At 64.1% G+C, this 22486-nt stretch carries 23 protein-coding genes; 14 read left to right on the forward strand and 9 right to left on the reverse strand.

The window, feature by feature from the left end:
- Position 1 precedes the first annotated feature (1 nt).
- From Cocul_RS12170 to Cocul_RS12175, 3 genes are all read left to right on the forward strand, one after another.
- A complete protein-coding gene (locus tag Cocul_RS12170) occupies positions 2–721 on the forward strand; it encodes a hypothetical protein (RefSeq protein WP_150114301.1) in 720 nt (239 codons plus the stop codon).
- Positions 722–986: 265 nt separating this feature from the next.
- A complete protein-coding gene (locus tag Cocul_RS01800; protein ID WP_082422111.1) occupies positions 987–1292 on the forward strand; it encodes a TNT domain-containing protein in 306 nt (101 codons plus the stop codon).
- Positions 1293–1307: 15 nt separating this feature from the next.
- On the forward strand, positions 1308–2072 hold the full coding sequence (locus tag Cocul_RS12175) for a hypothetical protein (RefSeq protein ID WP_150114302.1): 765 nt from the start codon (positions 1308–1310) through the stop codon (positions 2070–2072).
- A 160-nt stretch (positions 2073–2232) separates the two neighbouring features.
- Here Cocul_RS12175 and Cocul_RS12445 read toward each other — a convergent pair whose 3' ends face one another.
- Both Cocul_RS12445 and Cocul_RS01810 read right to left on the reverse strand, forming a co-directional pair.
- Positions 2233–2505 carry a hypothetical protein gene (locus Cocul_RS12445; RefSeq protein ID WP_160318480.1) on the reverse strand — a complete coding sequence of 91 codons (273 nt, stop codon included), beginning with the start codon at positions 2503–2505 and terminating at the stop codon, positions 2233–2235.
- Between the two features lie 603 nt (positions 2506–3108).
- Positions 3109–4248 carry a DUF6263 family protein gene (locus Cocul_RS01810; RefSeq protein ID WP_150114303.1) on the reverse strand — a complete coding sequence of 380 codons (1140 nt, stop codon included), beginning with the start codon at positions 4246–4248 and terminating at the stop codon, positions 3109–3111.
- Between the two features lie 121 nt (positions 4249–4369).
- Between Cocul_RS01810 and lspA the strand changes: the two genes are divergently transcribed.
- Genes lspA through Cocul_RS01825 form a run of 3 tightly spaced genes read left to right on the forward strand, consistent with a single transcriptional unit; the run spans position 4370 to position 6329 of the window.
- The gene (gene lspA / locus Cocul_RS01815; protein WP_425388766.1) at positions 4370–4828 is read left to right on the forward strand and encodes a signal peptidase II; all 459 of its coding nucleotides are present in this window, start codon (positions 4370–4372) and stop codon (positions 4826–4828) included.
- The gene (locus Cocul_RS01820) at positions 4828–5754 is read left to right on the forward strand and encodes an RluA family pseudouridine synthase (RefSeq protein WP_055121605.1); all 927 of its coding nucleotides are present in this window, start codon (positions 4828–4830) and stop codon (positions 5752–5754) included. The genes lspA and Cocul_RS01820 overlap by 1 nt, the downstream gene beginning before the upstream one ends.
- Positions 5751–6329 carry a hypothetical protein gene (locus tag Cocul_RS01825; protein WP_055121606.1) on the forward strand — a complete coding sequence of 193 codons (579 nt, stop codon included), beginning with the start codon at positions 5751–5753 and terminating at the stop codon, positions 6327–6329. The genes Cocul_RS01820 and Cocul_RS01825 overlap by 4 nt, the downstream gene beginning before the upstream one ends.
- Here Cocul_RS01825 and rarD read toward each other — a convergent pair.
- The gene (rarD, locus tag Cocul_RS01830) at positions 6298–7185 is read right to left on the reverse strand and encodes an EamA family transporter RarD (RefSeq protein ID WP_055121607.1); all 888 of its coding nucleotides are present in this window, start codon (positions 7183–7185) and stop codon (positions 6298–6300) included. The genes Cocul_RS01825 and rarD overlap by 32 nt on opposite strands.
- Positions 7186–7288: 103 nt before the next feature.
- Here rarD and dnaE point away from each other — a divergent pair, with 103 nt between their 5' ends.
- Both dnaE and Cocul_RS01840 read left to right on the forward strand, forming a co-directional pair.
- Positions 7289–10849 carry a DNA polymerase III subunit alpha gene (gene dnaE, locus Cocul_RS01835; protein ID WP_055121608.1) on the forward strand — a complete coding sequence of 1187 codons (3561 nt, stop codon included), beginning with the start codon at positions 7289–7291 and terminating at the stop codon, positions 10847–10849.
- 40 nt (positions 10850–10889) lie between these two features.
- Complete coding sequence (locus Cocul_RS01840) at positions 10890–12227, forward strand: MFS transporter (RefSeq protein ID WP_055121609.1); 1338 nt, start codon at positions 10890–10892, stop codon at positions 12225–12227.
- Positions 12228–12263: 36 nt separating this feature from the next.
- On the opposite strand, the gene Cocul_RS12180 is transcribed toward Cocul_RS01840, so the two are convergent.
- Positions 12264–12548, reverse strand: coding sequence for a hypothetical protein (locus Cocul_RS12180; RefSeq protein WP_150114305.1), 285 nt, complete (start codon positions 12546–12548; stop codon positions 12264–12266).
- Between the two features lie 186 nt (positions 12549–12734).
- Complete coding sequence (locus Cocul_RS01845) at positions 12735–13817, reverse strand: alpha/beta hydrolase (RefSeq protein WP_055121610.1); 1083 nt, start codon at positions 13815–13817, stop codon at positions 12735–12737.
- Positions 13818–13937: 120 nt separating this feature from the next.
- Here Cocul_RS01845 and ilvA point away from each other — a divergent pair, with 120 nt between their 5' ends.
- From ilvA to Cocul_RS01865, 4 genes are read left to right on the forward strand one after another with little or no spacing between them, the layout of a single operon-like run.
- The gene (gene ilvA, locus Cocul_RS01850; protein WP_150114306.1) at positions 13938–15203 is read left to right on the forward strand and encodes a threonine ammonia-lyase IlvA; all 1266 of its coding nucleotides are present in this window, start codon (positions 13938–13940) and stop codon (positions 15201–15203) included.
- Between the two features lie 3 nt (positions 15204–15206).
- Positions 15207–15833, forward strand: coding sequence for a YigZ family protein (locus tag Cocul_RS01855; protein ID WP_055121612.1), 627 nt, complete (start codon positions 15207–15209; stop codon positions 15831–15833).
- 10 nt (positions 15834–15843) lie between these two features.
- The gene (locus Cocul_RS01860; protein ID WP_055121613.1) at positions 15844–16080 is read left to right on the forward strand and encodes a hypothetical protein; all 237 of its coding nucleotides are present in this window, start codon (positions 15844–15846) and stop codon (positions 16078–16080) included.
- Positions 16080–16472, forward strand: coding sequence for an RNA-binding S4 domain-containing protein (locus Cocul_RS01865; RefSeq protein WP_055121614.1), 393 nt, complete (start codon positions 16080–16082; stop codon positions 16470–16472). Before Cocul_RS01860 ends, Cocul_RS01865 begins: the two co-directional genes overlap by 1 nt.
- Positions 16473–16656: 184 nt before the next feature.
- Here Cocul_RS01865 and Cocul_RS01870 read toward each other — a convergent pair whose 3' ends face one another.
- The 4 genes from Cocul_RS01870 to Cocul_RS13070 all read right to left on the reverse strand — a co-directional run bounded on the left by Cocul_RS01870 (position 16657) and on the right by Cocul_RS13070 (position 20974).
- On the reverse strand, positions 16657–17652 hold the full coding sequence (locus tag Cocul_RS01870; RefSeq protein ID WP_055121615.1) for a GTP pyrophosphokinase: 996 nt from the start codon (positions 17650–17652) through the stop codon (positions 16657–16659).
- Positions 17653–17664: 12 nt separating this feature from the next.
- On the reverse strand, positions 17665–18240 hold the full coding sequence (locus tag Cocul_RS01875; RefSeq protein ID WP_055121616.1) for a hypothetical protein: 576 nt from the start codon (positions 18238–18240) through the stop codon (positions 17665–17667).
- Between the two features lie 87 nt (positions 18241–18327).
- Positions 18328–19713 (reverse strand): exonuclease domain-containing protein, encoded by a 1386-nt coding sequence (locus Cocul_RS01880; protein ID WP_055121617.1) that lies wholly within the window; start codon positions 19711–19713, stop codon positions 18328–18330.
- Between the two features lie 64 nt (positions 19714–19777).
- The gene (locus Cocul_RS13070; protein ID WP_082422112.1) at positions 19778–20974 is read right to left on the reverse strand and encodes an NAD(P)H-binding protein; all 1197 of its coding nucleotides are present in this window, start codon (positions 20972–20974) and stop codon (positions 19778–19780) included.
- 179 nt (positions 20975–21153) lie between these two features.
- Between Cocul_RS13070 and Cocul_RS01890 the strand changes: the two genes are divergently transcribed.
- Positions 21154–21876 carry a hypothetical protein gene (locus tag Cocul_RS01890; RefSeq protein WP_055121618.1) on the forward strand — a complete coding sequence of 241 codons (723 nt, stop codon included), beginning with the start codon at positions 21154–21156 and terminating at the stop codon, positions 21874–21876.
- A complete protein-coding gene (locus Cocul_RS01895; protein ID WP_055121619.1) occupies positions 21877–22470 on the forward strand; it encodes a hypothetical protein in 594 nt (197 codons plus the stop codon).
- Positions 22471–22486: the final 16 nt, after the last annotated feature.

A 22486-nucleotide genomic window follows, 5' to 3' on the forward strand; every position in this document is an offset into this window, starting at 1 on the left:
TATGATTGTTATGGAATATGGTAGTCTGATTTTTGCCGAGAGGAATAGTGGGGAAAAGTATGCATTGCCAATTTCCCCGCTGTCAGATAAAGATTGGGATACCGCTATTCGAGGTGTAAATAAATATGAAGAGTGTGCCTTTCGTTACCTTGGTGAGAAGGTGAATAGGGGGTTATGGCTGGGAGATGAGTATCTTGCTTATGGTGCTCAAGGTCTTTTGGAAAACGGTAATTGGTATGGGGGAGTTCGAAAGTGGAAGCAGATTCCTTCTGGATGGATGAAGGCTTCACTTTCGGATCGTGGTGATGAGACGCTAGATACACAGGGAAGTTCCTTCGATGTGGTGTGGAAAGATAATATGAGGTCTTGTGTGGTTGATAGCTTTTGGCGTACGCCGCATTGGAGGTCAGAGTTACGGCATATTGTCTTTAGGGGGGAGATTCCTGATTCTGTAAATACTTTCCAGGTATCGATGTATGGAGATATTGTAGAGGGGAATCCCGAGAAAGATGGTTTTCATTGGAGTGATATTATCCGCGATTCGAAAAAAATATGGGGCAAAGATTATATTTCGTCCGGCTCTGGCTTTATTTTTTATCATCGCAATGACCCCTTGCAATGGTATCTTACAGATACTGAATTAGATACAGATCTTGCTTGGGGATTGGGTCTTGATATTGAGGATTATGTTGAACTTTTATTCCAAACTGCAATATCTTGACGTGTGAGTAGGGCTTCACCTTACCGTCGTGTTCGTTCCAAGATTCAATCCCGAAAATCGGTATGTGCTATTTGCCATTATCTTGCATTTCGCATAGGCTACTTGGAGGAATGGAGAGATGAGAAATTTTGATATCACGGTAAGGCGGTTTTCCACTCACTTTCTCCACTATCTTGATGGAAGCATTGAGGAGACCATGAATGAAACTATTTAAATAAGGTATATAAAAATCGCTGACATGAAATTATGTGATTGAGGAGTTGCTGTGATTGATAGGCTTGGTAGCAAAAAGGGAAACTACCTATGGAACGCTACAGATTCTTTCCCCATGCGTTCGCTTCCGCCGTGGATTGAAATGACGTACTATGCCAAGTTTGAAAGGACGGAGAATCCGCTCCCGGAGGGGGTCCAGGTCCGCTATGGGGAGATCGCTCCGGCTTTTGAACAGCCCGGTGGTGGAACGCAGTACTTGTTTGAGAAGGTTCTCTATCGTAATGGTGAGCCGGTAGGGGTGGAATCGCTGTCGGTGGAAGAACTTGTGGCTTATGGAATTTTGCGAGAAGTTGAGTGAGGAAAGGATTTATCCATGCAGGTAATGGAATACGGAGCGCATAAGATCGCTAACGCGAATAGTGAAAGGGAGCCGTGGTATCTTCCGATCGCGCCGCTGGATAGTGAGGACTGGGCCTTGGCGATACGAGGTTTGCGCTGCTATGAGGAGAAGGTTGAGGAGCGCTTTGGCGAGAAGATTGATCGTGGTTTGTGGTTAGGGGATAAGTATCTCGTGTACGGCGCTGATTCTCCCTTGGAGTTGGGCGGCCGTTATCTTGGTGTTCGGCGGAGGAATCAAGTTCCTTCAGGCTGGTGTGTGACCTCTCTTTGTGATAGAAATGGGGAGGGTTCTGGAGGTATAGATCAGGCGAGTACGTTTGATCTTGCGTGGAAGTATGTCATGCGTAATTGCGTCTTGGATCATTTTATTGATTCTGATCTTTGGAAGGGTCTGGGGCGTTCTTCTTTCTTTGGGAATAAATCGGATCAGAGCGCTGCATATTTGCAAGTAGGTGTTGACGGAACACCGCACCCGCATGGTCGTCATTCATCGCTCGGTCACACGTGGTGGGAGGCTCATCGTGAGAACTTCCTGGGTGACGGAGGATCGGAAAAACTGTCCCTTGGTCCGGGGTTTGTATTCTTTTCCATAGATGATCCTTCTGATTGGTATAAGAATGTTTGGTCGAGTGGTGTGGATCTTACGTGGGGGTTTGGTTTGGATATTGAGGACTATGTTTCCTTGCTTTTCACCGTGGGAACGATGGAGTCCTTGAATGATCTTGAGGGGATCGCCTAATGCTTAACCTAACCTAAATACTGTAGGTACTACGCATAATAAAAATGTGGAGTACCACGTTCTATCGGCTGGGATTGGAGGTGTGTGAATATTTGCTGGATATTATCATCGCGTTATCGTTCTTCTGGATAGTGGTCCTGTTTTGCGTTATCAGATACAATTATGATAATCTCAGTGTGAAGCAAGAGTTGATTTTATATGGTTTTATTGTATTTCCCCCGTTCCCACTCATGTTTCTATTCTCTGTATCGGTATTCCTGTCGTGGTTTCCGAGATATTCATCCAAACTTTTCGATCCATTCCTATCTCCATCGATAATTATTTCGCCGATATTTTTGATCGCGGTGATGATCATTCCCTTGATGTTCATTGAAGAGATTCCTATCAAAAGAATTTTTGATATTAGATTCGATCTGATATGTTCAGCTGCCATCTTTTATGTATGGATGTACAGATTTGATATCCTATTCATGTTTCTTCGGGGGAATGGCTGGACTCACTCTCGGGCGGGACAGGCCCGGTGGGATGGCTTCTGTGAAAGGGTGAAGGCATATGGATATGCGGATATAGAGGGGGATAGGTGGTTGGATGTGGGTGATGGTGAATATCAATTTTATTATAGGGACCATGTGGAATTGGTGGATGGTAGGAATAGGCGGAGGCGTCAAAGTAAGCCCACGTGGTTCTTGTGGTTGCGGAGTTTTTGGGATCGGCGATGATCTAGAAGGAATAATCCTGGTGGTAGGAGGGGGCGGGTGGGTAGAGAGGGCATGGGGGATTTAAAGCCGCTATATGCGGGGGAGGGAAGCTGCTTCTGAGAGGATTGGATGAGAGGCTTGGAGGGGGAGAAGAATGGAGAGGAGTAAGGCCTTTTATAAGCGCCCCTGGAGAACCGCGCCAGCCTGGCCCCACTCCGTACTTCTTCTAGCATCTTTTTCCAACGCGGTGAGGTGCATCCATGATCCCCCGGAAGCCCGGTTCCTGCTGTGCAGGGAACGGGGCAGGGAACGGGTGTAGGTGGCCCAGAAATTGGGGGCTAGCTAAACCGTAACTGCGTGGCGGTGTCCTGCACTACGCGGACGTCGGATTCCTGCTGCCCGTAGACCACGCGGGTGGTCAGCGCCACTGTGCCCTCGTGGGGAAGGGCCTCGTTGAGGTTGAGCCGCAGGGTGCCGGTGCTGCTGGTATTGGTGTTCATGACGTCGAGGGTCTGTGTCCCTAGGTTGGCCTGGGAAGGGGCGTCGGCAGTAGTACTAGCCGTATCCGAATCCTCAACCTCCGCGCCGTTCTCCGCAGAGGCAGCACCAGTATCGAGCGTGAGCGCCCCCTGCGCGGGCCGCTGCTGCACGCTCACGCTAAGTTCCACGGTGTCGCCGTCGAGCGCGGTGAGGGTGTACGTGGTGGTTTGTAGTAGGGTGGCCTCCCCGGTCACGCGGGAGTCCACGCTCCATACGGCCCCCACACCCACGGGTTCCTTGGGGAAGATCACGGGGAGGGAAAGCAGTTTCATCATGGCTTTTTCCACGAGGGCGCGGCTCTCATCATTGGCCTCGGTGGGGGCGGCGAGGTTCACGGTGTCGATGCGCCCGCTGGCGTCGCCCTGCCAGCCCAGGGTGAATCCCTGGGCCGTCTCTAAGTCGGGGTTTTGTTCTGCGAGGGAGGAGGTGGGCTTGCCCAGGGTGGTGTCCACGCGCCGCGTGGCGGCCTCCTCGGTTCCCGCAGAACCGGCTCCGCCGTCCTTGTCGGAATCGCCGGAATCGTCAGAATCGCGCGAGCCCTCCGCCGCGCTGCCGGTGGCCCGCAGGGGCAGGGTGAGGGTTTCCGCGTCCTGCATGAGGGGGGTGTCTTGGGCGGCCTCGGGGGCCTGTACCTGCACGGCGTCGGCACGCATCACCTGTTGCTCGAAGCCGGAGGTGACGGCCACGCTGACCTTTTGCTCGGGGCGTTCGGAGGCGTATTCCAGGGTGCGGTGTGGGGCGTTGCCGGGGGTTTGGAGAAGCACGCGGGCGGGATCGACCTGGAGGGCCACGGGGGTCTCCACGTTGTCCGGGGTGTCCTCGGTGGAGCAGGCGGTGAGCACCAGGGTCGCGCTGAGCGCTGCGCAGAGCAGGGCGCGGCGGTAGCGGGGGGCGTCGATACGCGGGCGGTGGGAGTAACGGAAACCTAGTACACGCACGGTGTCCAACTTACCGCCTGACTTCCGCGCGGGGTGCGGTGGTGCCGGGCGGTGGGGATGGGGGACAATGGGAGCCGTGACGCAGCGCTCAACGGAGAAAAAACGGCCCTTTGTGGTGTTCATGGCCGCCACGGTGCTCCTCGTGGCGGCGGTGGATCAGGCGGTCAAGGCGATTATGCTGTCCTGGTTGGAGCCGGGGGTGCCGCAGCCGGTGCTGGGGGACTGGTTCCGGTTCCTGCTGCTTTTTAATCCCGGGGCGGCCTTCTCGATGGGCCAGAACTCCACCTGGCTTTTTACGTGCTTCCAGATCGCGTTCATCGTGGGGGTGGCGGTGGCGGCCCCCCGGGTGCGCGATCCCTGGACGGCCCTGGGCTTGGCTCTGGTGGGCGGCGGGGCCCTGGGGAACCTCATGGATCGCTTGTTCCGCGACCCGCAGTTTTTCCTGGGGCACGTGGTGGATTACATCTCCGTGGGGGGTTTTGCGGTGTTTAATATCGCCGATGCCTGTATTAGCGTCGGAGTGGTGATCTTCATCATCGGTATGCTTCTGGAGGAGCGACGCGCCAAGGAGGTGGGCTGATGGGCAGGGAAGTGCGGAGCCTCCCCGTCCCCGAGGGGCTGGTGGGTATGCGTATCGACGCCGCCTTGTCCAAGCTCCTCGGCTTATCCCGCAGCGTGGCGGCGGATCTCGCGGCGGCGGGCGACGTGCTCGTCGATGGCGCGGCGGCGGGGAAGTCGGCGCGGCTGGGCGCGGGCAGCCTGCTTACGGTGACCCTGCCGGAGCCCGCCGTCTCAGCCGAGCCCACGCCCGAGGAGGTAGAGGGCATGGAGATCCTCTACTACGATTCCGACGTGATCGCCGTGCACAAGCCGGTGGGCGTGGCCGCGCACCCCACGGTGGGCTGGGAGGGTCCCACGGTGGTGGGTGGCCTGGCCGGGGCGGGCTTTCGCATCTCCACCTCGGGCCCACCCGAGCGCCAGGGCATCGTGCAACGCCTGGACGTGGGCACCTCCGGGGTGATGGTGGTGGCGGCCTCCGAGCGCGGATACTCCGTGCTCAAGCGCGCCTTTAAGGAACGCACGGTGACCAAGACGTACCACGCCCTGGTGCAGGGCCACCCGGACCCGTTCACCGGGACTATCGACGCCCCCATCGGCCGGCACCCCTCCTCCGGCTGGCGCTTTGCGGTGACCACCGACGGCAAGCCGGCGGTGACGCACTACGAAACCATCGAGGCCTTCCCGGAGGCCACGCTGCTGGAGGTGCACCTGGAGACGGGCCGCACCCACCAGATCCGCGTGCACATGTCCGCCATTCATCACCCCTGCTGCGGCGATCCGATGTACGGCTCCGATCCCGAGCTGGCGCGCCGCCTGGGGCTGATCCGCCAGTGGCTGCACGCGGTGCGCCTGGGCTTTCATCACCCCGCCGATGGCCGCTGGATGGAGATTGAGGCCCCCTACCCGGCGGACCTTGAGGCCGCTCTGGAAAGGGTGCGCGCATGAGTGCCCGGATCGCGCGCACGCTGCTGCCCTCCCTGATCCTGGTGATTTTCCTCGGCGGCGTGCTGCTCCTGGGTTCCTGGGCGCAATCGCGCGGGGAGGCCACCCCGCTGATCAACGGCGATTCGGTGGGGATCGAGGCCGAGGAATCCTACGCGGATTACCAGACCCGCGCGGCGGCCAGCCTGCGAGCCGCACCGGAGGATCAATCGGCCTACGCCCTGGTGGTGTTTCGCGATTGGCTCGATCCCGAGCAGGCCGGTGCCTTGGTGGAGCCGCTGGACAGGGTGAACGCCGAGATCGTGGACGCGGTGCACATCGCCGCGCTGCCGGAGCCGGTGGCCGAGGCCTCGCGCGCCGAGGTGCTTGACCTGGGTATGCAGCGCACGCTGGTGATCTATGACACCGCCAAGCCGCGCCTGAGCGCGGTGGTGGTGCGCGATACCGGGGCCACGCTGCGCGACTGGGCGCGGGAGCATGAGGAGGATCTGACCGCCGTGGACGTGCTCCCCGCCGACGCCGTGTGGGGTTTCTTTGGCATACGCTTTACCCCGCCGATGGATCACGAGGGGGAGTAGCGGGGCTGCGGCGCGCCCGGTGCCGGGTGGCGTCCGTGATGAAGATCGCCACCGCCACCCAGATCAGCAGGAACCCCACCCAGCGCTGCGGGGAGATGTGCTCCTGCACCACAAACAGCGCCCAGAGCATCTGCATGGTGGGGGTGAGATATTGCAGCATGCCCACGGCAGACAGCGTGATCGCCTTGGTGGCGCGGGCAAAGAGCAGCAGCGGAATCACCGTGATAACCCCGGAGAGCATCAGGAGCCCCAGGTGGCCCGGGCCGTGATCGAAGGCGGTGCCCCGCCCGGTGCCCTCAAGCCAGCCCAGGTAGCCCAGCGCCAGCGGGGTGAGCACCAGGGTCTCCGCCGCCAGGCCCGCCGCCCCGGACACGGAAATCTGCTTTTTCAACAGGCCATACACCCCAAAGCTCAGGGCCAAGCCCAGCGCCAACACCGGGGGATGGCCCCCGATGACCGTCAGCCACAGCACCGCCACCCCGGCCAGGAGCACGGCGATGAGCTGGAACCGGCGCAGCCGCTCGCCCAGGATGAACACGCCCAAGAGCACGCTCACCAGGGGGTTGATGAAGTACCCCAGGGCGGCGTCCGCCACGTGCCCGGAGTTCACCGCCACGATGTAGATCAGCCAGTTGGCCGCGATGAGGAGGCCCGCCGCCCCCATGCGCAGCCAGGTGGCGCGGGAGGCGCGGCGCAGCTCGGCCCAGCCCTTGGTGGCGCTGAGCACCAGGGCCATGAGCACGGCGGCCCATATGATCCGGTGAGAGAGGATCTCTACCGCGTTGGCGGGCTCCAAGAGCGGGAAGAACGCGGGGAAAAGCCCCCACAAGAGATACGCCAGGATGCCGTAGACCATGCGGTTACTGTAGCCGCTGGGTGGGGCGCGTGCCCGCGATGAGCTCTACCTGCCGGTTTCCGCTCGGGGTGGGGGATTTGCCCCAGCGGATAGACTGAGCGGCATGGCCAAGAACTCCTCCTTTGTGCACCTGCATAACCACACGGAATACTCCATGCTCGACGGAATGGCCAAGGTGGACATGCTGGCCGAGGAGGTGAGCCGCCAGGGGATGCCAGCGGTGGGAATCACCGACCACGGCAACATGTTTGGCTCCAACGCCTTCTACCGCAAGATGGTGGAGGCCGGAATCAAGCCGATCATCGGCATCGAGGCGTACATGGCCCCGGAATCTCGCTTCAATAAAAACCGCGTGCGCTGGGGCGAGCCCCACCAGAAATCCGATGACGTCTCCGCCTCCGGCGCGTACCTGCACCAGACCATGCTCGCGGAAAACGCCACCGGCCTGCGCAACCTCTTTTATCTCTCCTCGATGGCCTCCTACGAGGGGCAACTGGGCAAGTGGCCGCGCATGGACGCCGACCTCATCGCGGAGCACGCCGACGGTATCATCGCCACCACCGGCTGCCCCTCGGGGGACGTGCAAACACGCCTGCGCCTGGGGCAGTTCGATAAGGCCTTGGAGGCCGCCGCGATGTGGCAGGACATCTACGGCAAGGACAATTACTTCCTGGAACTCATGGATCACGGCCTGGACATTGAGACCAGGGTGCGCTCCGAGCTCCTGGAGATCGGCCGCAAGCTGGGCCTGCCGCCCCTGGTGACTAATGATTGCCACTACGTGCTGCAATCCCAGTCCCAGCCGCACGAGGCCATGCTGTGCGTGCAGACGGGCAAGACTCTGCACGATCCCGACCGCTTCAAGTTCGGCGGCGACGGCTACTACATCAAGTCCGCCGCCCAGATGCGCGAGATCTGGGACGAGATGGTGCCCGACGGCTGCGATAACACCCTGTGGATCGCCGAGCGCGTGGGAGACTACGGCGAACTCTGGGAGGATCACCCGCACGATCGCATGCCCATCGCGGACGTGCCGGAGGGGGAAACCCCCACCTCCTGGCTCACCCACGAGGTGATGGCGGGCCTGCAAGAGCGCTTTCCCAGCCAGGAGGTGCCGCAGGAATACATCGAACGCGCCAAGTATGAGATCAGCGTGATCGACATGAAGGGCTACCCCTCCTACTTCCTCATCGTGGCCGAGCTGATTAAGCACGCCCGCTCCGTGGGAATCCGGGTGGGGCCGGGCCGTGGCTCGGCCGCCGGCGCCCTGGTGGCCTACGCCCTGACCATCACCAACATTGATCCCATTGAGCATGACCTCCTCTTCGAGCGATTCCTCAACCCCGAGCGGCCCTCCGCCCCCGATATTGATATTGACTTTGACGATCGCCGCCGCGGCGAGATGATCCGCTACGCCTCCGACCGCTGGGGCGAGGACAAGATCGCCCAGGTGATTACGTTCGGCACGGTGAAAACCAAGCAGGCCATCAAGGACTCCGCCCGCGTGCAGTTCGGCCAGCCCGGCTACCAGATCGCCGACCGCATCACCAAGGCCCTGCCGCCGGCGATCATGGCCAAGGACATTCCACTCTCCGGGATCACCGACCCCAACCACGAGCGCTACGCCGAGGCCGGCGAGGTGCGCTCCCTCATCGAATCCGACCCGGACGTCAAGCAGATCTACGAGACCGCGCGCGGCCTCGAAGGGGTGGTGCGCCAGGCGGGCGTGCACGCCTGCGCCGTGATTATGGCCTCCGTGCCGCTGCTGGATCACATTCCCATGTGGAAGCGCGCGGCCGACGGCGCGCTGATTACCGGCTGGGACTATCCCGCCTGCGAGGCCATCGGCCTGCTGAAGATGGACTTCCTGGGCCTGCGCAACCTCACCGTGATCGGCGATGCGATCGAGAACATCAAGGCCAACCGGGGAGAGGAGGTGCCGCTGGAGACCCTGGAGACGGAGGACGAGGAGGTGTACAAGCTGCTCAGCCGGGGCGATACCCTGGGCGTGTTCCAGCTCGATAGCGGCGGTATGCAGGAACTACTCAAGCGCATGCAGCCCACGGGATTTAAGGATATCGTGGCCTCCCTGGCGCTGTACCGCCCCGGCCCGATGGGCGTGAACGCCCACTGGGACTACGCGGACCGCAAGAACGGCCGCAAGCCGATCACTCCCATCCACCCGGAACTGGAGGAGCCGCTGCGCGAGATCCTCGATGAGACGTATGGCCTGATCGTGTACCAAGAGCAGATCATGCGTATCTCGCAGAAGGTGGCCAATTACACCGCCGGCGAGGCCGATAACTTCCGCAAGGCGATGGGCAAGAAGAAGCCGGAGGTGCTGGCCAAGCAGTACGAGAAGTTCGCCGGAGGAATGAAGAATAACGGCTATTCCAAGGCCGCCGTGGACGCGCTCTGGGGCACCATCGAGCCCTTTGCCTCCTACGCGTTTAACAAGTCCCACGCGGCGGGCTACGGGCTGGTGTCCTTCTGGACGGCGTACCTCAAGGCCCACTACGCCCCGGAGTACATGGCGGCCCTGCTCTCCTCCGTGGCGGATAAGAAGGATAAGTCCGCGATCTACCTGGCGGACTGCCGCCACCTAGGCATCAGGGTGCTCTCCCCGGACGTCAACGAGTCCCACAATGACTTCATGGCCGTGGGGGAGGACATCCGCTTTGGCCTGGGCGCGATCCGCAACGTGGGCAAGGACGTGGTGGACTCCATCGTGCGCACCCGCGAGGCCCAGGGCGCGTACAAGGACTTTGGCGATTACTTAGAAAAGATCGAGCTTTTGCCCTGCAATAAGCGCATCACGGAATCGCTGATCCGCGCCGGGGCCTTTGACTCCCTGGGGCTGCCGCGCAAGGGGCTGACCCTGATCCACGAGGACGCCGTGGACGCCGTGACCGCCACCAAAAAGGCGGCGGATAAGGGCCAGTTTGACCTGTTTGCGGGCCTGGGCGGCCAGGATGAGGCGATGGATAACGTCTTTGCCATCGAGGTGCCCGATGCCGAGTGGGATCGCAAGCACAAGTTAGCCCTGGAGCGCGAGATGCTGGGCCTGTACGTCTCCGGGCACCCCCTGGACGGCTTCGAGGAGGCCCTGGCCGCGCAAACCGATACCGCGATCACCACCATCCTGGGCGGGGAACTGCGCCACGGCCAAGAGGTGACCATCGGCGGCATCATCTCCGGGGTGGATCGGCGCTTTTCCAAGAAGGACGGCTCCCCCTGGGCGATCGTGACCGTGGAGGATCACAACGGCGCGCAGACGGACCTACTGGTGTTCAACAAGGTCTACGCCCTGGTGAGTTCGCAGATCGTGGAGGACAACATCATCCTGGCCAAGGCGCACGTTTCCATCCGAGACGAGCGCACCAGCCTGTTCTGCGATGACCTCAAGGTGCCCGAACTCGGCGCGGGCAACGGCAGCGGCGTGCCGCTGCGGCTGACCATGCGCACCGATCAGTGCACCCCCGTCAACATCAAGAAGCTCAAGGACGTGCTGGTGGCCAACAGGGGAGAATCGGACGTGTACCTCAAACTGGTCAACGGGGAGGAATCCACCCTCATGATCCTGGGTGAGCATCTGCGTGTGGATCGTTCGGCTTCTCTCATGGGTGATCTCAAGGCCACGATGGGGACCGGAATTTTGGGCTAAAAAGCCCGTGCGCGGCTGGTCAGGCGATTACAGTATGGCTATGTCGCACAATGGTCTAAGTAAAAGCCTCACCCGCAACGAGCGCCTGGATCGCCTGCCGCTGACACCCAAGCACAAGAAGATGCTCTGGGGCTCCGGCATCGGCTGGGCGCTCGACGCGATGGACGTGGGCCTCATCTCCTTCATCATGGCGGCCCTGGCTACGCACTGGGGGCTAAGCCACACCCAAACCTCCTGGCTGGCCTCCATCGGCTTCGTCGGCATGGCACTGGGGGCCACCTTCGGCGGGTTGCTGGCAGATCGGCTGGGACGCAGGCAGGTCTTTGCCGCCACCTTGCTCGTCTACGGCGTGGCCACGGGGGCCTCCGCGCTGGCGACGTCCCTTGCGGCGCTCATGGCGCTGCGCTTCGTCGTGGGCCTGGGCCTCGGCGCGGAACTCCCCGTGGCCTCCACGCTGATCTCGGAGTTCTCCCCGCGCCGCCTGCGCGGCCGTATGGTTGTGCTCCTTGAGGCCTTCTGGGCGCTGGGTTGGATCGCGGCGGCGGCCATCGGGGCGTTCGTGGTCTCGGCCTCGGAAAGCGGCTGGCGCTGGGCGCTGGCCCTGGGCTGCGTGCCGGCGGCCTACGCGCTCTACGTGCGGCTGCGGCTGCCGCAGTCCGTGCGCTTCCTGGAATCGAAGGGCAGGCACGAGGAGGCGGAGCGGATCGTGGCCGAGTTCGAGCGCGAGGCGGCGCTGATCGACGCCGCTCCGGTGAGCGAGGAAGAAGAACGCTACGACGAGACGGCCGCGGGGGCGCGGAGCATCTGGGCGCGGGGCCTGCGCGGGCGCACGGCGGCGCTGTGGGTGGTGTGGTTCTGCATCAACTTAAGTTATTATGGCGCGTTTATTTGGATTCCCTCGCTGCTGGTGGCCGATGGTTTTGGATTGGTGAAGTCTTTCCAATTCACCCTGATTATCACGCTGGCGCAATTACCCGGTTATGCGGTGGCCGCCTGGCTCATTGAGGTTTGGGGGCGGCGGGCCACTCTCGCAGCGTTTTTGGCGGGATCGGCGCTTTCCGCTGGGCTGTATGGTTACGCGGATTCCGTGCCGCTGATTATCCTGGCCGGGTGCCTGCTGAGCTTCTTTAACCTCGGGGCCTGGGGAGCCCTGTACGCCATTGGGCCGGAGCTTTATCCCACGGCGGTGCGCGGGGCAGGCACCGGGGCCGCAGCGGGGGTCGGGCGCATCGCCTCCATCATCGCGCCGCTCATCGTGCCGCCGATTGTGGCCGGGTGGGGCACCGGGGCGTTCTTTGGGCTCTTCGGGGCGGCCTTTGTGATCGCGGCGCTGGCGGCCTGGACGCTGCCGGAGCAGCGGGGGAGGGTGTTGGGGTAGGGGCGTATGTATGGGGGACTATCCCCGAGGATATTCCTACTGCGATTCCTCCTCTCTGATCTCGTTGATGGATTCTGCAAACGCCTGCGTGGGATTTTTCTTTTGATGCTCGCCAATGGCCGTGGAGGAGGGGAGGGGTTTGCTGCTCTTCTTTATATTTTCGGAGAGTATTTCCGGGACGCCGACTATGATGGTGGACACTATCCCAAAGTTTGTTGCCATAGCGTAGTTTCCCTGGAGGGCAAACCATATGGTAAAAGCCCCGCAGACGAGCCTAATTCCCCAGAGCAGTGGCCGGATCTTTTGCAGGAAGTTCCTCAAGTCTGGCCTCCAATGCGGCTTTTCTCATATTTCAGCCGCCGACGATAGCCCGGAAGCGGTCATGGGGCAAGGAACGGAAAGGAAAAGTTACCGAATTGTGATGCCACGCATGTTTCAGATTTGCGTGGTTGCATGGGTCGATCCGTGCGGGAATCCCCCGACCCCCCGATCACGGTTGAGCGCGGCTTATACCCCCGCGCGCTCCACGCCGTGCAGCTCGGAATCCTGCGCCAGGCCCTCGCCCTGGTAGATCTCGGTGCTGCGCGGGCTGTGGGTGGTGGTGTACTCCGCGAAGGAAAGCACCAGGCCGCCGAGCACGGAATCGGCGGGATCGCCGGTGAAGGTGCCGTGGTAGGAGCCGTTGACCACGGCCCACCACTTCGGGCCGGTGGCGCGATCATAGAGCATGCGCGAGAGTGGGTGCGGCACCAGGGACTCGTTCTCCGCCAGGGTGAAGAGCACCGGCTTGGTGGTGGCGGGGGAGGCCAGGCCAAAGTCCGAGGGGCCGGGGTTGACGGCCACCACGCCGGTGACGTGGAAGTTATTGTCGCCTGCGGCGTGCGCGCCCTGCTCCAGGGTCTCGGAGACGCGCACCACGGAGCCGCCGCCGGCGGAGTGGCCCACCAGCGTGGTCTGGGAGGTATCCACCTTGCCGAACAGCGGGGAGGCGGGATCCTGGTTGGCGGCGATGGTCTCTGCGGCGGCGCGCTCCACCTGCTCGCCAAACCAGTTCACAAAGGAGTAGCCCAGGGCCACCACGTAGCCATGGGAGGCATACAGCTCCGCCTGGCGGGAGACGAGGCCGGGCTCGGCGCCGATGCCGGGGCTGAGGATCACCAGGGGGGCCTTTTCCATCGTGGCGATGTCGGCGGGGTAGATGAACTTGCTGCCCACGGGGGATTCCTCGCCGGCGGGGAAGGTGTCATAGCAGGGGGCGCCGCCCGGCACGCCGTGCTGGAAGCGCAGGATCTGGTTGTAGATGGAGAACACCAGGTCGGTGCACTCGTGGGCCTCGGCGGTGGCGGTGACGGGGTGCGGGCCGCGCTGCCCGAAGGTGGTGCGGATGGCCCCGGCGGGTTCGTTGTAGGGGGCGGTGGCGATCACGCCGGTGCTGCCCTGGGCGGCGAGCTCCTCGGGCACGGGCAGGGTGATGTTGCGATCCAGGATGGGAATATCGCTGGAGGAGGGGGCGGCCTGGGCGATACCCGGGGCGGCGAGGGAGGCGGTGAGGGCGGTGGCGAGCGCCAGGCCCAGTGCGGTGCGCTTCATAGAAAATATAACCTTTCCTGATAAAGGATTGACTAAAAGCAATATAAGTGAGGGAGGGGCGAGGGTACTAAAGTGACCACCCGTATGGAGGTGGCGCCCAAGGGGCTAGAATCCGTGTGCATGAGTAGCACGCCGATCCATGCCTCGGATATTCAGCTGGCCCAGGCGAGGATTTCCTCCGCGATTGCGCACACCCCCCTGCAATACTGCCCCCGGCTTTCGGAGGCCACGGGCGCGCAGGTGTACCTGAAGCGGGAGGATTTGCAGGACGTGCGCTCCTATAAGATCCGCGGGGCGATGAACGCGATCAGCCAGCTCAGCGAGCAGGAGCGCGCGGCGGGGATCGTCGCGGCGTCGGCAGGCAATCATGCCCAGGGCGTGGCCTATGCCTGCAAGACCTTTGGCATCCAGGGCAAGATCTTTGTGCCCACGCAAACCCCTCAGCAGAAGCGGGATCGGATTCGGGTGCATGGGGGCGCGGCGGTGGAACTCGTGGTCACCGGCAATAACTTCGATGAGGCGGCCCAGGCCGCGCGTGCCGACGCCGCCGCGCGCGGGGCCACCGTGGTGGAGCCCTTCGATAACCGCTCCACCATCATCGGCCAGGGCACGGTGGCCGCCGAGGTGCTCTCCCAGCTCACGGCGGAGGGCAAATCCCTCGATACCATCGTGGTACCCGTGGGGGGCGCGGGGTTGCTCTCCGGGGTGCTTAGCTACGTGGCGGACATGGCCCCGCGCACCGCCGTGATCGGCGTGGAGCCGCGCGGCGCGGCCTCCCTGCAAGCAGCCATACGCAACGACGCCCCGGTGACCCTAGAGAGCGTGGACCCCTTCGTGGACGGCGCGGCCGTCAAACGCCTGGGCGATCTGAACTGGGAGGTGGTGGAGGCCAACCTCGGCCGCCTGCACGCGATGGACGTTTCCGAGGGGTCCGTGTGCACAGAGATGCTGGGCCTTTACCAGAACGAGGGGATCATCGCGGAACCGGCCGGGGCGCTCTCCGTGGCGGCGCTGCGCGAACTGAAGCTCCAGCCCGGCGAGGTGGTGGTGTGCATTATCTCCGGGGGCAATAATGATGTGCTGCGCTATAACGAGGTGATGGAGCGTTCCCTGGTTCACCGGGGGCTCAAGCACTACTTCCTGGTGAACTTCCCCCAGGAGCCGGGGCAGCTGCGGCACTTCCTTGAGGAGGTGCTGGGGGAAAAGGATGACATCACCCGCTTTGAATACCTCAAGCGCAATAACCGGGAGACCGGCACCGCCCTGGTGGGCCTGCAACTGAGCGCCGCAGCAGACCTCGTTCCGCTGCTCGACCGCATGGAATCCTCCCGCCTGGACTGCCGCCAGCTTCACCCCGGCAGTCCGGAATACGAGTTCCTGATCTAACCCATGTATCTTCGTCCCGCGCCGCAGACCATCACGCATACCCTGGAAATCAAGCGCTCGCGCTTTATCACCCACATCGCCCGGATCACCGACGAAGCCTCGGCCCGCGCCTTCGTGGACTCCGTGCGCGCGGACTTTCCCGACGGCCGCCACCATTGCAGCGCCTACATCTACCACGTGGAGGGAGCTAACCCGGTGGAACGCTCCTCCGACGACGGCGAGCCCTCCGGGACCGCCGGTACCCCCATGCTGGAGCAACTGCGTGGCTCGGGAATGCTCGACATCGCCGCCGTGGTGGTGCGCTACTTCGGCGGAATCAAACTCGGGGCCGGGGGCCTGGTGCACGCCTACTCCAACTCCGTGGGCGACGCCCTACCCCTGGTCACCCGCACCCGGCGGGCGCGCAAGGAACTCTGGCGGCTCGACCTTCCCTACGCCCAGGCCGGGCGCTACGAGGCGGAACTACGCGCCCGGGGAATCGCCGTGACCGACGTGGAATACGGGCAGCAGGTGCACCTGACCCTGGCGGCCGACCCCGGAACCGGAGACGCGCTCGCGCACACGATCAGCGCGGTGACCTCCGGCCAGGCGGCCCCGAAGGCCGCCGGAAGCACCTGGGTGGAAGGGTAGACTGGCCGCCATGACTATGCAGCCGCGCCCGAATAACCCCATCGAGGCCCGCAAACAAGCCGCGCGCCATCACCTCAACCGCATGATGATATGGGCGGGCGGCGGCGTGGCGGCCAGCCTCGGCGTGATCGTCTTTGCCTCGAACTCCTGGTGGCTGGCGGCGGTGATCCTGCTGGTGGGCGTGGTGGGAGCATTCTCTCATTACCGAAAGGTCCAGCAGATCGTCAATCACAAGGACGAGGGCTGATGCCGCCGGAGGGCACCACCCCCGCCGCGGGCCCCGTGCGCATCGACGCCTGGGTGTGGGCCGTGCGCCTGCTCAAGACCCGCTCGGAGGCGGCCGCCGCCTGCCGCGCGGGGCACGTGAAGATCAACGGGGAGAGCGTGAAACCCTCCCAGCAGGTGGTTCCCGGAGACCGCGTGCGCGTGTGGGCGCATCACCGCGAGGTGGACGTGGAGGTCACCGCCACCGTGCGCAAAAGGGTGGGGGCTGCGGTGGCCACCCAATGCTATGTGGATCACACCCCGCCGCCCCCACCCAAGGAAGCGTTCCTCCGCCTACCGCAGCGCGATCGCGGCAGCGGGCGGCCCACCAAGAAGGAGCGCCGCCAGCTCGACCGGCTCCGGGGCCGGAGTTAACCGCAGTTAACTGCGGTGGCTACAGGCCAAACATGCGCAGCAGCTCGGTGAGGCTCAGGCCCCACACGTGCACAAAGTCAGAGATGCGCTCGGAGGTAAAAAGCATGGTCATGGTTTCCCCTTTCTTTTGTGAGGGTATATCAGGAAGAACCCATCACCATCGTAGTGGCTGACGCCGTCGAGGCTATGGCGCAGCCGCACTGCGCAGAGCCTTGAGCCGCCGGGCGAGGCGGTGCGGGCGCTGCTCGGCCCTCTTCCCGCTGCCACCTGTTAGTTCGATGTGTTCCTTTCCATAGCGGTTGAGTAAGAGATCGTCGATGATGCGGACCTGGCTGGGGCGGTAGCGGTACTTCATGGCGGCGCGCACGGCCTGAATATCGGATTCCTGCAAGAGATCCCGCAACTGCGCCATCTTTGTGATGCCGTGGGCGCTGAGCAACTCCTGCAACCAACGGTAGTGATCGGAGCGGGATCGCGGAAAGCGCGATTCCATCAGCACCGCCAGCACGCCGGGCAGGGTCTCGGCGGTGAGTTCCACCTCGTCCCCGGCCTCGACCTGGCTGCCCTTGAGGGCGGCGATCTGGTCAAATTGCTGGTCGGCCAACTCGATCAGCCCGGCGGCCAGGGTAAAGGCGCGATCCACCTGGGGGTCTAGGTGATCCGCCCCGCTCTTGTAGCGAATATCGTGCTCGAATTCCGCCCAGGCGTGCTGCAAGACCGTGCGCACCTGCACCTCAAAGACCATGCCGCGATAGTCCTCCAGTTCATCGGAGTCCTCCTCCACCCGCAGCACCAGGTGATGCGAGCCGTACCCAAAATCCCCGGCCACCTTGGTTTCCGCGGCCTTATCCACGGAGCGCAGCACGTGAAAGGACTGGCCCAGCACGTTGATCGCCACCGGAATCTCGGTGGAATGGAAGGTAGTCACCCGCACCCCGATGAGATCGTGAATGTTCTCCCACGGATCAGGATAAAGGGGGTTGCCGTCGGCGGTGCGCTTGCGGGCCTTGGCCTTGAGGGAGGGCCAGGCCTTGATCCGGGCCACCACCCGGTCATAGGTCACGCCGGCGTCGGAGAGAAGCTCCTCGATGGTGTCGATGAATCGCTCGGCGGCGTCGGGGTGGGCGCGAACCCACTCATGGTACGTGGTTCCCAGTCGGGCAATGACGGTATCGGACATCGTGGTCTCATGCTACCCCTGCTCACCCGGGAGGAGGACGGGAAAGCCGTGCCGATACCCAATGGGGTGGGCGCACAGCCGCACGGGGATCACCGAGAGGTCGATGTGAGTGCCGCGCGGGGCCGCCAGCAAAATATCCGGGCGTGGGGCGAAGTACCAGGGTTGTGCGCCTTTTCCCAGGAAGGTGAGGTGGCGGTGCAGCACGGTAAAGGGGTAGGGGTGGGCCAGCCAGGCGGTGGCGGGGGAGCCGGGGCAGTCCACCTGCCACACCGGTTGGCCCCGGAAACATGGATGCAAGGCGGTGGCCGCCCGGGTGCGAAATTGCGTTCCCTGGGCGCGCTGCGCGGTACCCAGCAGGCGGGCCGCCGCGCGATCCCAAGCCTGGTGCAGGCTCATGCCCAGGGCGGCGATCTCATCGTGGGCGGCGGGGTGATCGCCCACGAGCAGTCCGGAGGCGAAGTCGCGGGAGAGCATGACGGCCGCCCGGGCGCGGCCGTAGGCCTCATCAAGGGGCGGCCCGCTTCTGGCTTGGCGGAGCAGGAGCTGGGGACTCAGGGGCGGGGCCGGGGCGAGGAGGATGGTGGTCATGGGCGTGGGGCCTTTCGAGGGGGTCTTAGTGTTGTTCCCCTTAGACTCCGTGGCCGCCGCCCGTGGTTCCCCGTGAGGTGGGGAAGCCTAGAACGGCGGTTGCTCGTTAAGCCCCAGTGCCGCCAGGAGTTCCTCCTGCGACCAGATCTCTATGGGCTGGCCCTGGGCCTGGAGCTCCTCGGCGCGCTTGTGCTTGGAGGTCTTGGCGGTCCACGCGCCGGTGACCAGGATCGTGGTTTTCTTGGTCACGTTCTTGCCGATGCGCGCCCCTTGATCCGCGATCCGCTGCCACAGCGTGCCCTTATCAAAAGGCTCAAACTCCCCGGAGAGGGTGACGTGGTGGCCAAAGAGCAGGCCGTCCGGTGCGGCATTCGGGTTGGGATCGGGAATGACCTCGGGTGTGGACACGGCCTGCCAGTTGGCCCTCCGCCTAGCGGAGCCACGGGTTTCCTTCACGGCGCTCGGGCTCTTACCGGGCTCCGCCTCCGCCCGCTGGGTTTCCAAAACCGCGCGTACCTTCTCCGGGGAAGCCAGATCGCGCTGCTGAAGCGCGATCCCGGCCCCGGTGCGATCCTTGAGCACGGGGAATACCCGCTGCTTATCCACGGTGCCCAGGGTGAAGCCCTGGGAATGGATAAAGCCCAGGGTGGAACCGGACCACCCGTGGCGCGCGGCGAGCGCCGCCACGATGGCCCCGCAGGCGCGGGCATCGGACAGAGCCTCGTGGTGCTGATCGAGGGGAACGCCGAGAGCGGCCGCCACCGTGGGCAGGCGATGATTAACCACGCGCAGGCCGCTGCGGCCCTGGGTGCGAGCGAGCGCCAGGGAGCAGCCGAAGTGCAGCGTGGGGGCGTCAATCCCGGCGGCGGCGCAGGCGCGGTGAAGGGCCGTGGCGTCGAACTGGGCGTTGTGTGCCACGAAGGGAAGATCGCCCAGGAACTCCACGATCCGCGGGAGACATTCGGCAAAGGTGGGGGCCTGGGACACATCGTCTTGCGTGATCCCGTGGACGCCCACGTTGGTGGGGTGGAAGCCGGGCACGGGTGGCTGGCACAGCCAGGACTCGGCGGCGACCTCGCGGCCGTCGATAAAGCGCACCGCGCCCACCTGGCAGATCGAACCCCAGTCCGCGTTGGCGGTCTCCACGTCCAGGGCCACGAAGTTCAGGCCAGGAACGCGCGCCTCGGCCCCGGCGGGGTCCTCCCCGCGCAGGGCCGCGCTGAGCGTTTGCGCACACAGCCGGGCCTGGGCCTCCTGGTGCGGGGCGAAGCGCACCCGCACCGCTGGCTGTGGGCCGCGCAGCTCCACCCAGCCGCCCCGGTGGGCGGTGGGCAGGTGCGTCTCTAGGGAATCTATCTGGCTCAGCGGCACCGTGCGCCGAGGTATCCCGGAGAGGGCGGCCGCAAGCTCGGAGTAGGCGATGCGTACCTCGCCGTGGGCGACGGTTACCTGGGCGCCATGAGCCGGAATCACGTGGGAGACCTATCCTTTCAGCCAGACCTGCGGTGCGGGCCGCTGCGGGCCCATGCGGGATAGCCTACTCGGCGTCCGCGACGCTAAAGCGGGCGCGCCGGTGCCGGGGGTTTTCCACCTCGTCGAGCAGCGCCACCGCAAAGGTTCCGGTGCTCACGAAGGAACCGGCGGGAGAGTCCGTGGAGAGGCGGTGCGACGCGGCGGCGGGGCCGGGGGCGATCTCCGGGGAGGGGGCGAGCATCGTCCAATCCAGGGCCTCCGGGGCCTGGCGGTACAACGCCAGAATGCGCACGAAGGCGCGGGCCTCGGCCCGGTATTCCTCGGGGAAGTCGGGGGTATCCACCAGCAGCGTATTCTCATCGGCCTGGAGGCCGCCGGCCCCGCCCACCACGATCACGCGGGTATCCGGGGCGGCGGCGATGAGGCTGCGATGAGCCTCCACGATGGCGTCCGCCTCTCCGGTCGCGCGGTTGATCGGAACGGTGACCACTAGGGCGTCGGCACCGCGCGCGGCGTCGAGTAGCGCCCCGGTATCGCTGACCTCCCCCTCGTGGTACTCCACGCCCTCCACCCGCTTCTCCGGGGCGGGAATATGGCGGGACAGGCCGAGGACCTCGTGGCCTCGGGAACGGGCCTCGGCGGCCACGGCGGAACCGATCATGCCGGTGGCGCCCATGATGACAATGCGGGACATGCGTTCTCCTCGAAAAGAAGCGGGGGATGATTTCTCCTTCTTCAAGCCGGAAAGCACCGCCGTTATTCCCAGCACAAAAAACTCCTCCGCGTTGGCCTCCGGGTGGGCGTCCGCGCCCAGGCCGGTGACCTCCCGCAACTGCCGCTGCGCCTGCTCCAAGGTGGCCGAGCCCAGGACAAAGGCCAGGAACGTCCGGGAGGTTACGGCGTCGCCGCCGAGCACGCGCCGACCCGCCGCCACCACCTCTCGGTGCAAGTCGGGCATGGAAAGGCCCGCCGTGACGATCTCCGCTCCGTCGCGGTGGCTAAGGAGGCACGAGCGCACCAGCCGCGCGTATCTCACCGGGTCCAGGGGGGTATCGCCCGTCGGCGCGGCACCCAGGGCCGGGGCGAGCATGTGCCGCGCCACCATCTCCAGCAGGTGCTGCTTGCTCTCCACATGCCAGTACAGCGCGCCGGGGGTCACCCCCAGGTGCCGAGCTAGACGGCGCATGGAGAGGTCAGCGAGGCCGTAGCGGTCCACGATGTCCAGGCTCGCGCTAATCAGCGCTTCGCGGTGAAGATGCACCCTGTCAGCCTAGGCGCATCGGACTATCGACGCCCGGCGGCGGGGGCACACCCGGCGGCCTGTAACGCCGGCCCGAGGGGGAGGCGATAATGCTTGGTAGAGTGACATGCATCGGGCAGCGGGCTGCCTGAACACGCTGAACCGACAGCCGCCGAAAACCACAAAGGAGATGGAACCCCGTGGTGAACCTTTCCGCTTCCACCAAAGTCCTGATCGCCGCCCTCGTGGCCGCCCCACTCGTGCTCAGCGGGTGCAGCAAGGATTCGGAGGATTCCACGGAGGCCTCGGCGTCCGCCACCAGCAGCGTTGCCGCCTCGGGCACGGCCGCCCCCTCGCAGGCCCCGAGCAGCCAGGCCCCGGCCAATACCGCCTCCGCCTCCCCGGCGGCACCCGAGCAGCAGCTCACTCCGGTGCCGCAGACCGCCCCGCCGGCGGGCACGCAGGCGGCGCAGGAGCGTAACGGCGCCCAGGGAGACCAGCAGAACCAGGCGCAACCGGCCCCGGCGGACGATAACGGCCTGCCGATCGCCACCGTGGCCCCCATCCCCGGCGGGCAGCCCGCCAACGATCAGGACGCGGAGGCGATCCGCACGCTGGTCACCGGTTTTAATAACGAGACCTCTATGCGCCGCAAGATGGAATACCTGCCGCAGCACACCTGTTCCCGGGTGATCCAGGAAAACGGCGGCCCCGAGGTCTTTGACTTCTCCGCGATCCCGGATGTCAACCTCAACGACATGCCCGGCGGGGAGCAGTATGACTCCTCCGTGACGGAGGTGCGGGACATTGTGGTGGACAGCGACCAAGCCTCCGCCACCGTGGTGGCCACCTCCAATAACGGCCCCTCGGAGGCCACGCAGCGCTTCACCCGGGAGAACGGCGCGTGGACGTTCTGTAACTAAATGTCGGTGCGAATGCGCGCGGCGCTCAGCGCGGCCAGCGGCGTGCTGGCGCTGAGCGCGCTTCTTTTTCTCGCCGCGGGGCTGCTGTGGGGACTGGCGTACCCGAGTTATCGCGGCACCCTGCTCGAAGGCGGAACCGTGGCCCTAGAGCCCGGCCAGGGGACGGAATTTAGCGCCTGGTTACTGCTGGTGCTGGGCACGGGCCTGATTGCCAGCGCGCTGGCGGTGGGGGTGTTCCTGCGCTCGGAGCGCAGCCGTAGCCTCCTGATGCAGGTGTGGTTGGGGCTGCTCGCCGCCGGGGGAACCGCCTGCGCCTATGAGGTGGGGCTGTGGCTGGCGCGGCGGCGCGTTCCGGTTCCCGATCCCACGGCGCTTCGCCCTGGAGATGAGGTAGAAATCCTCGGCGCGGTGGGGCTGGGGGCACCCATTGCCTTTTTATTCCCCGCGCTCATGGCGGTGCTGGCCTATTGGAGCTGCCTGGTGATAACCCCCGGCGAGCCCGGAGCCTTGACGGCAGGTGCGGCGGGAGCCCTCAGCGATGAGGCCCAGGACACACCGGGATATTACAATCAAGAGGCAGAAAAAACGTCCTGACGGAAAGCAGAGCGCC

It is taken from the genome of Corynebacterium oculi (genome assembly GCF_001412105.1).
Taxonomy (GTDB): domain Bacteria; phylum Actinomycetota; class Actinomycetes; order Mycobacteriales; family Mycobacteriaceae; genus Corynebacterium; species Corynebacterium oculi.

Excerpts from the sequence above, each read along its gene's own strand:
- Cocul_RS12170 (WP_150114301.1), top strand. The coding sequence starts at position 2 with ATGATTGTTATGGAATATGGTAGTCTGATTTTTGCCGAGAGGAATAGT.
- Cocul_RS12175 (WP_150114302.1), top strand. The coding sequence starts at position 1,308 with ATGCAGGTAATGGAATACGGAGCGCATAAGATCGCTAACGCGAATAGT.
- Cocul_RS12445 (WP_160318480.1), bottom strand. The coding sequence starts at position 2,505 with ATGGCAGCTGAACATATCAGATCGAATCTAATATCAAAAATTCTTTTG.
- lspA (WP_425388766.1), top strand. The coding sequence starts at position 4,370 with ATGGCCGCCACGGTGCTCCTCGTGGCGGCGGTGGATCAGGCGGTCAAG.
- Cocul_RS01820 (WP_055121605.1), top strand. The coding sequence starts at position 4,828 with ATGGGCAGGGAAGTGCGGAGCCTCCCCGTCCCCGAGGGGCTGGTGGGT.
- Cocul_RS01825 (WP_055121606.1), top strand. The coding sequence starts at position 5,751 with ATGAGTGCCCGGATCGCGCGCACGCTGCTGCCCTCCCTGATCCTGGTG.
- rarD (WP_055121607.1), bottom strand. The coding sequence starts at position 7,185 with ATGGTCTACGGCATCCTGGCGTATCTCTTGTGGGGGCTTTTCCCCGCG.
- dnaE (WP_055121608.1), top strand. The coding sequence starts at position 7,289 with ATGGCCAAGAACTCCTCCTTTGTGCACCTGCATAACCACACGGAATAC.
- Cocul_RS01840 (WP_055121609.1), top strand. The coding sequence starts at position 10,890 with ATGTCGCACAATGGTCTAAGTAAAAGCCTCACCCGCAACGAGCGCCTG.
- Cocul_RS01845 (WP_055121610.1), bottom strand. The coding sequence starts at position 13,817 with ATGAAGCGCACCGCACTGGGCCTGGCGCTCGCCACCGCCCTCACCGCC.
- ilvA (WP_150114306.1), top strand. The coding sequence starts at position 13,938 with ATGAGTAGCACGCCGATCCATGCCTCGGATATTCAGCTGGCCCAGGCG.
- Cocul_RS01855 (WP_055121612.1), top strand. The coding sequence starts at position 15,207 with ATGTATCTTCGTCCCGCGCCGCAGACCATCACGCATACCCTGGAAATC.
- Cocul_RS01860 (WP_055121613.1), top strand. The coding sequence starts at position 15,844 with ATGACTATGCAGCCGCGCCCGAATAACCCCATCGAGGCCCGCAAACAA.
- Cocul_RS01865 (WP_055121614.1), top strand. The coding sequence starts at position 16,080 with ATGCCGCCGGAGGGCACCACCCCCGCCGCGGGCCCCGTGCGCATCGAC.
- Cocul_RS01870 (WP_055121615.1), bottom strand. The coding sequence starts at position 17,652 with ATGTCCGATACCGTCATTGCCCGACTGGGAACCACGTACCATGAGTGG.
- Cocul_RS01875 (WP_055121616.1), bottom strand. The coding sequence starts at position 18,240 with ATGACCACCATCCTCCTCGCCCCGGCCCCGCCCCTGAGTCCCCAGCTC.
- Cocul_RS01895 (WP_055121619.1), top strand. The coding sequence starts at position 21,877 with ATGTCGGTGCGAATGCGCGCGGCGCTCAGCGCGGCCAGCGGCGTGCTG.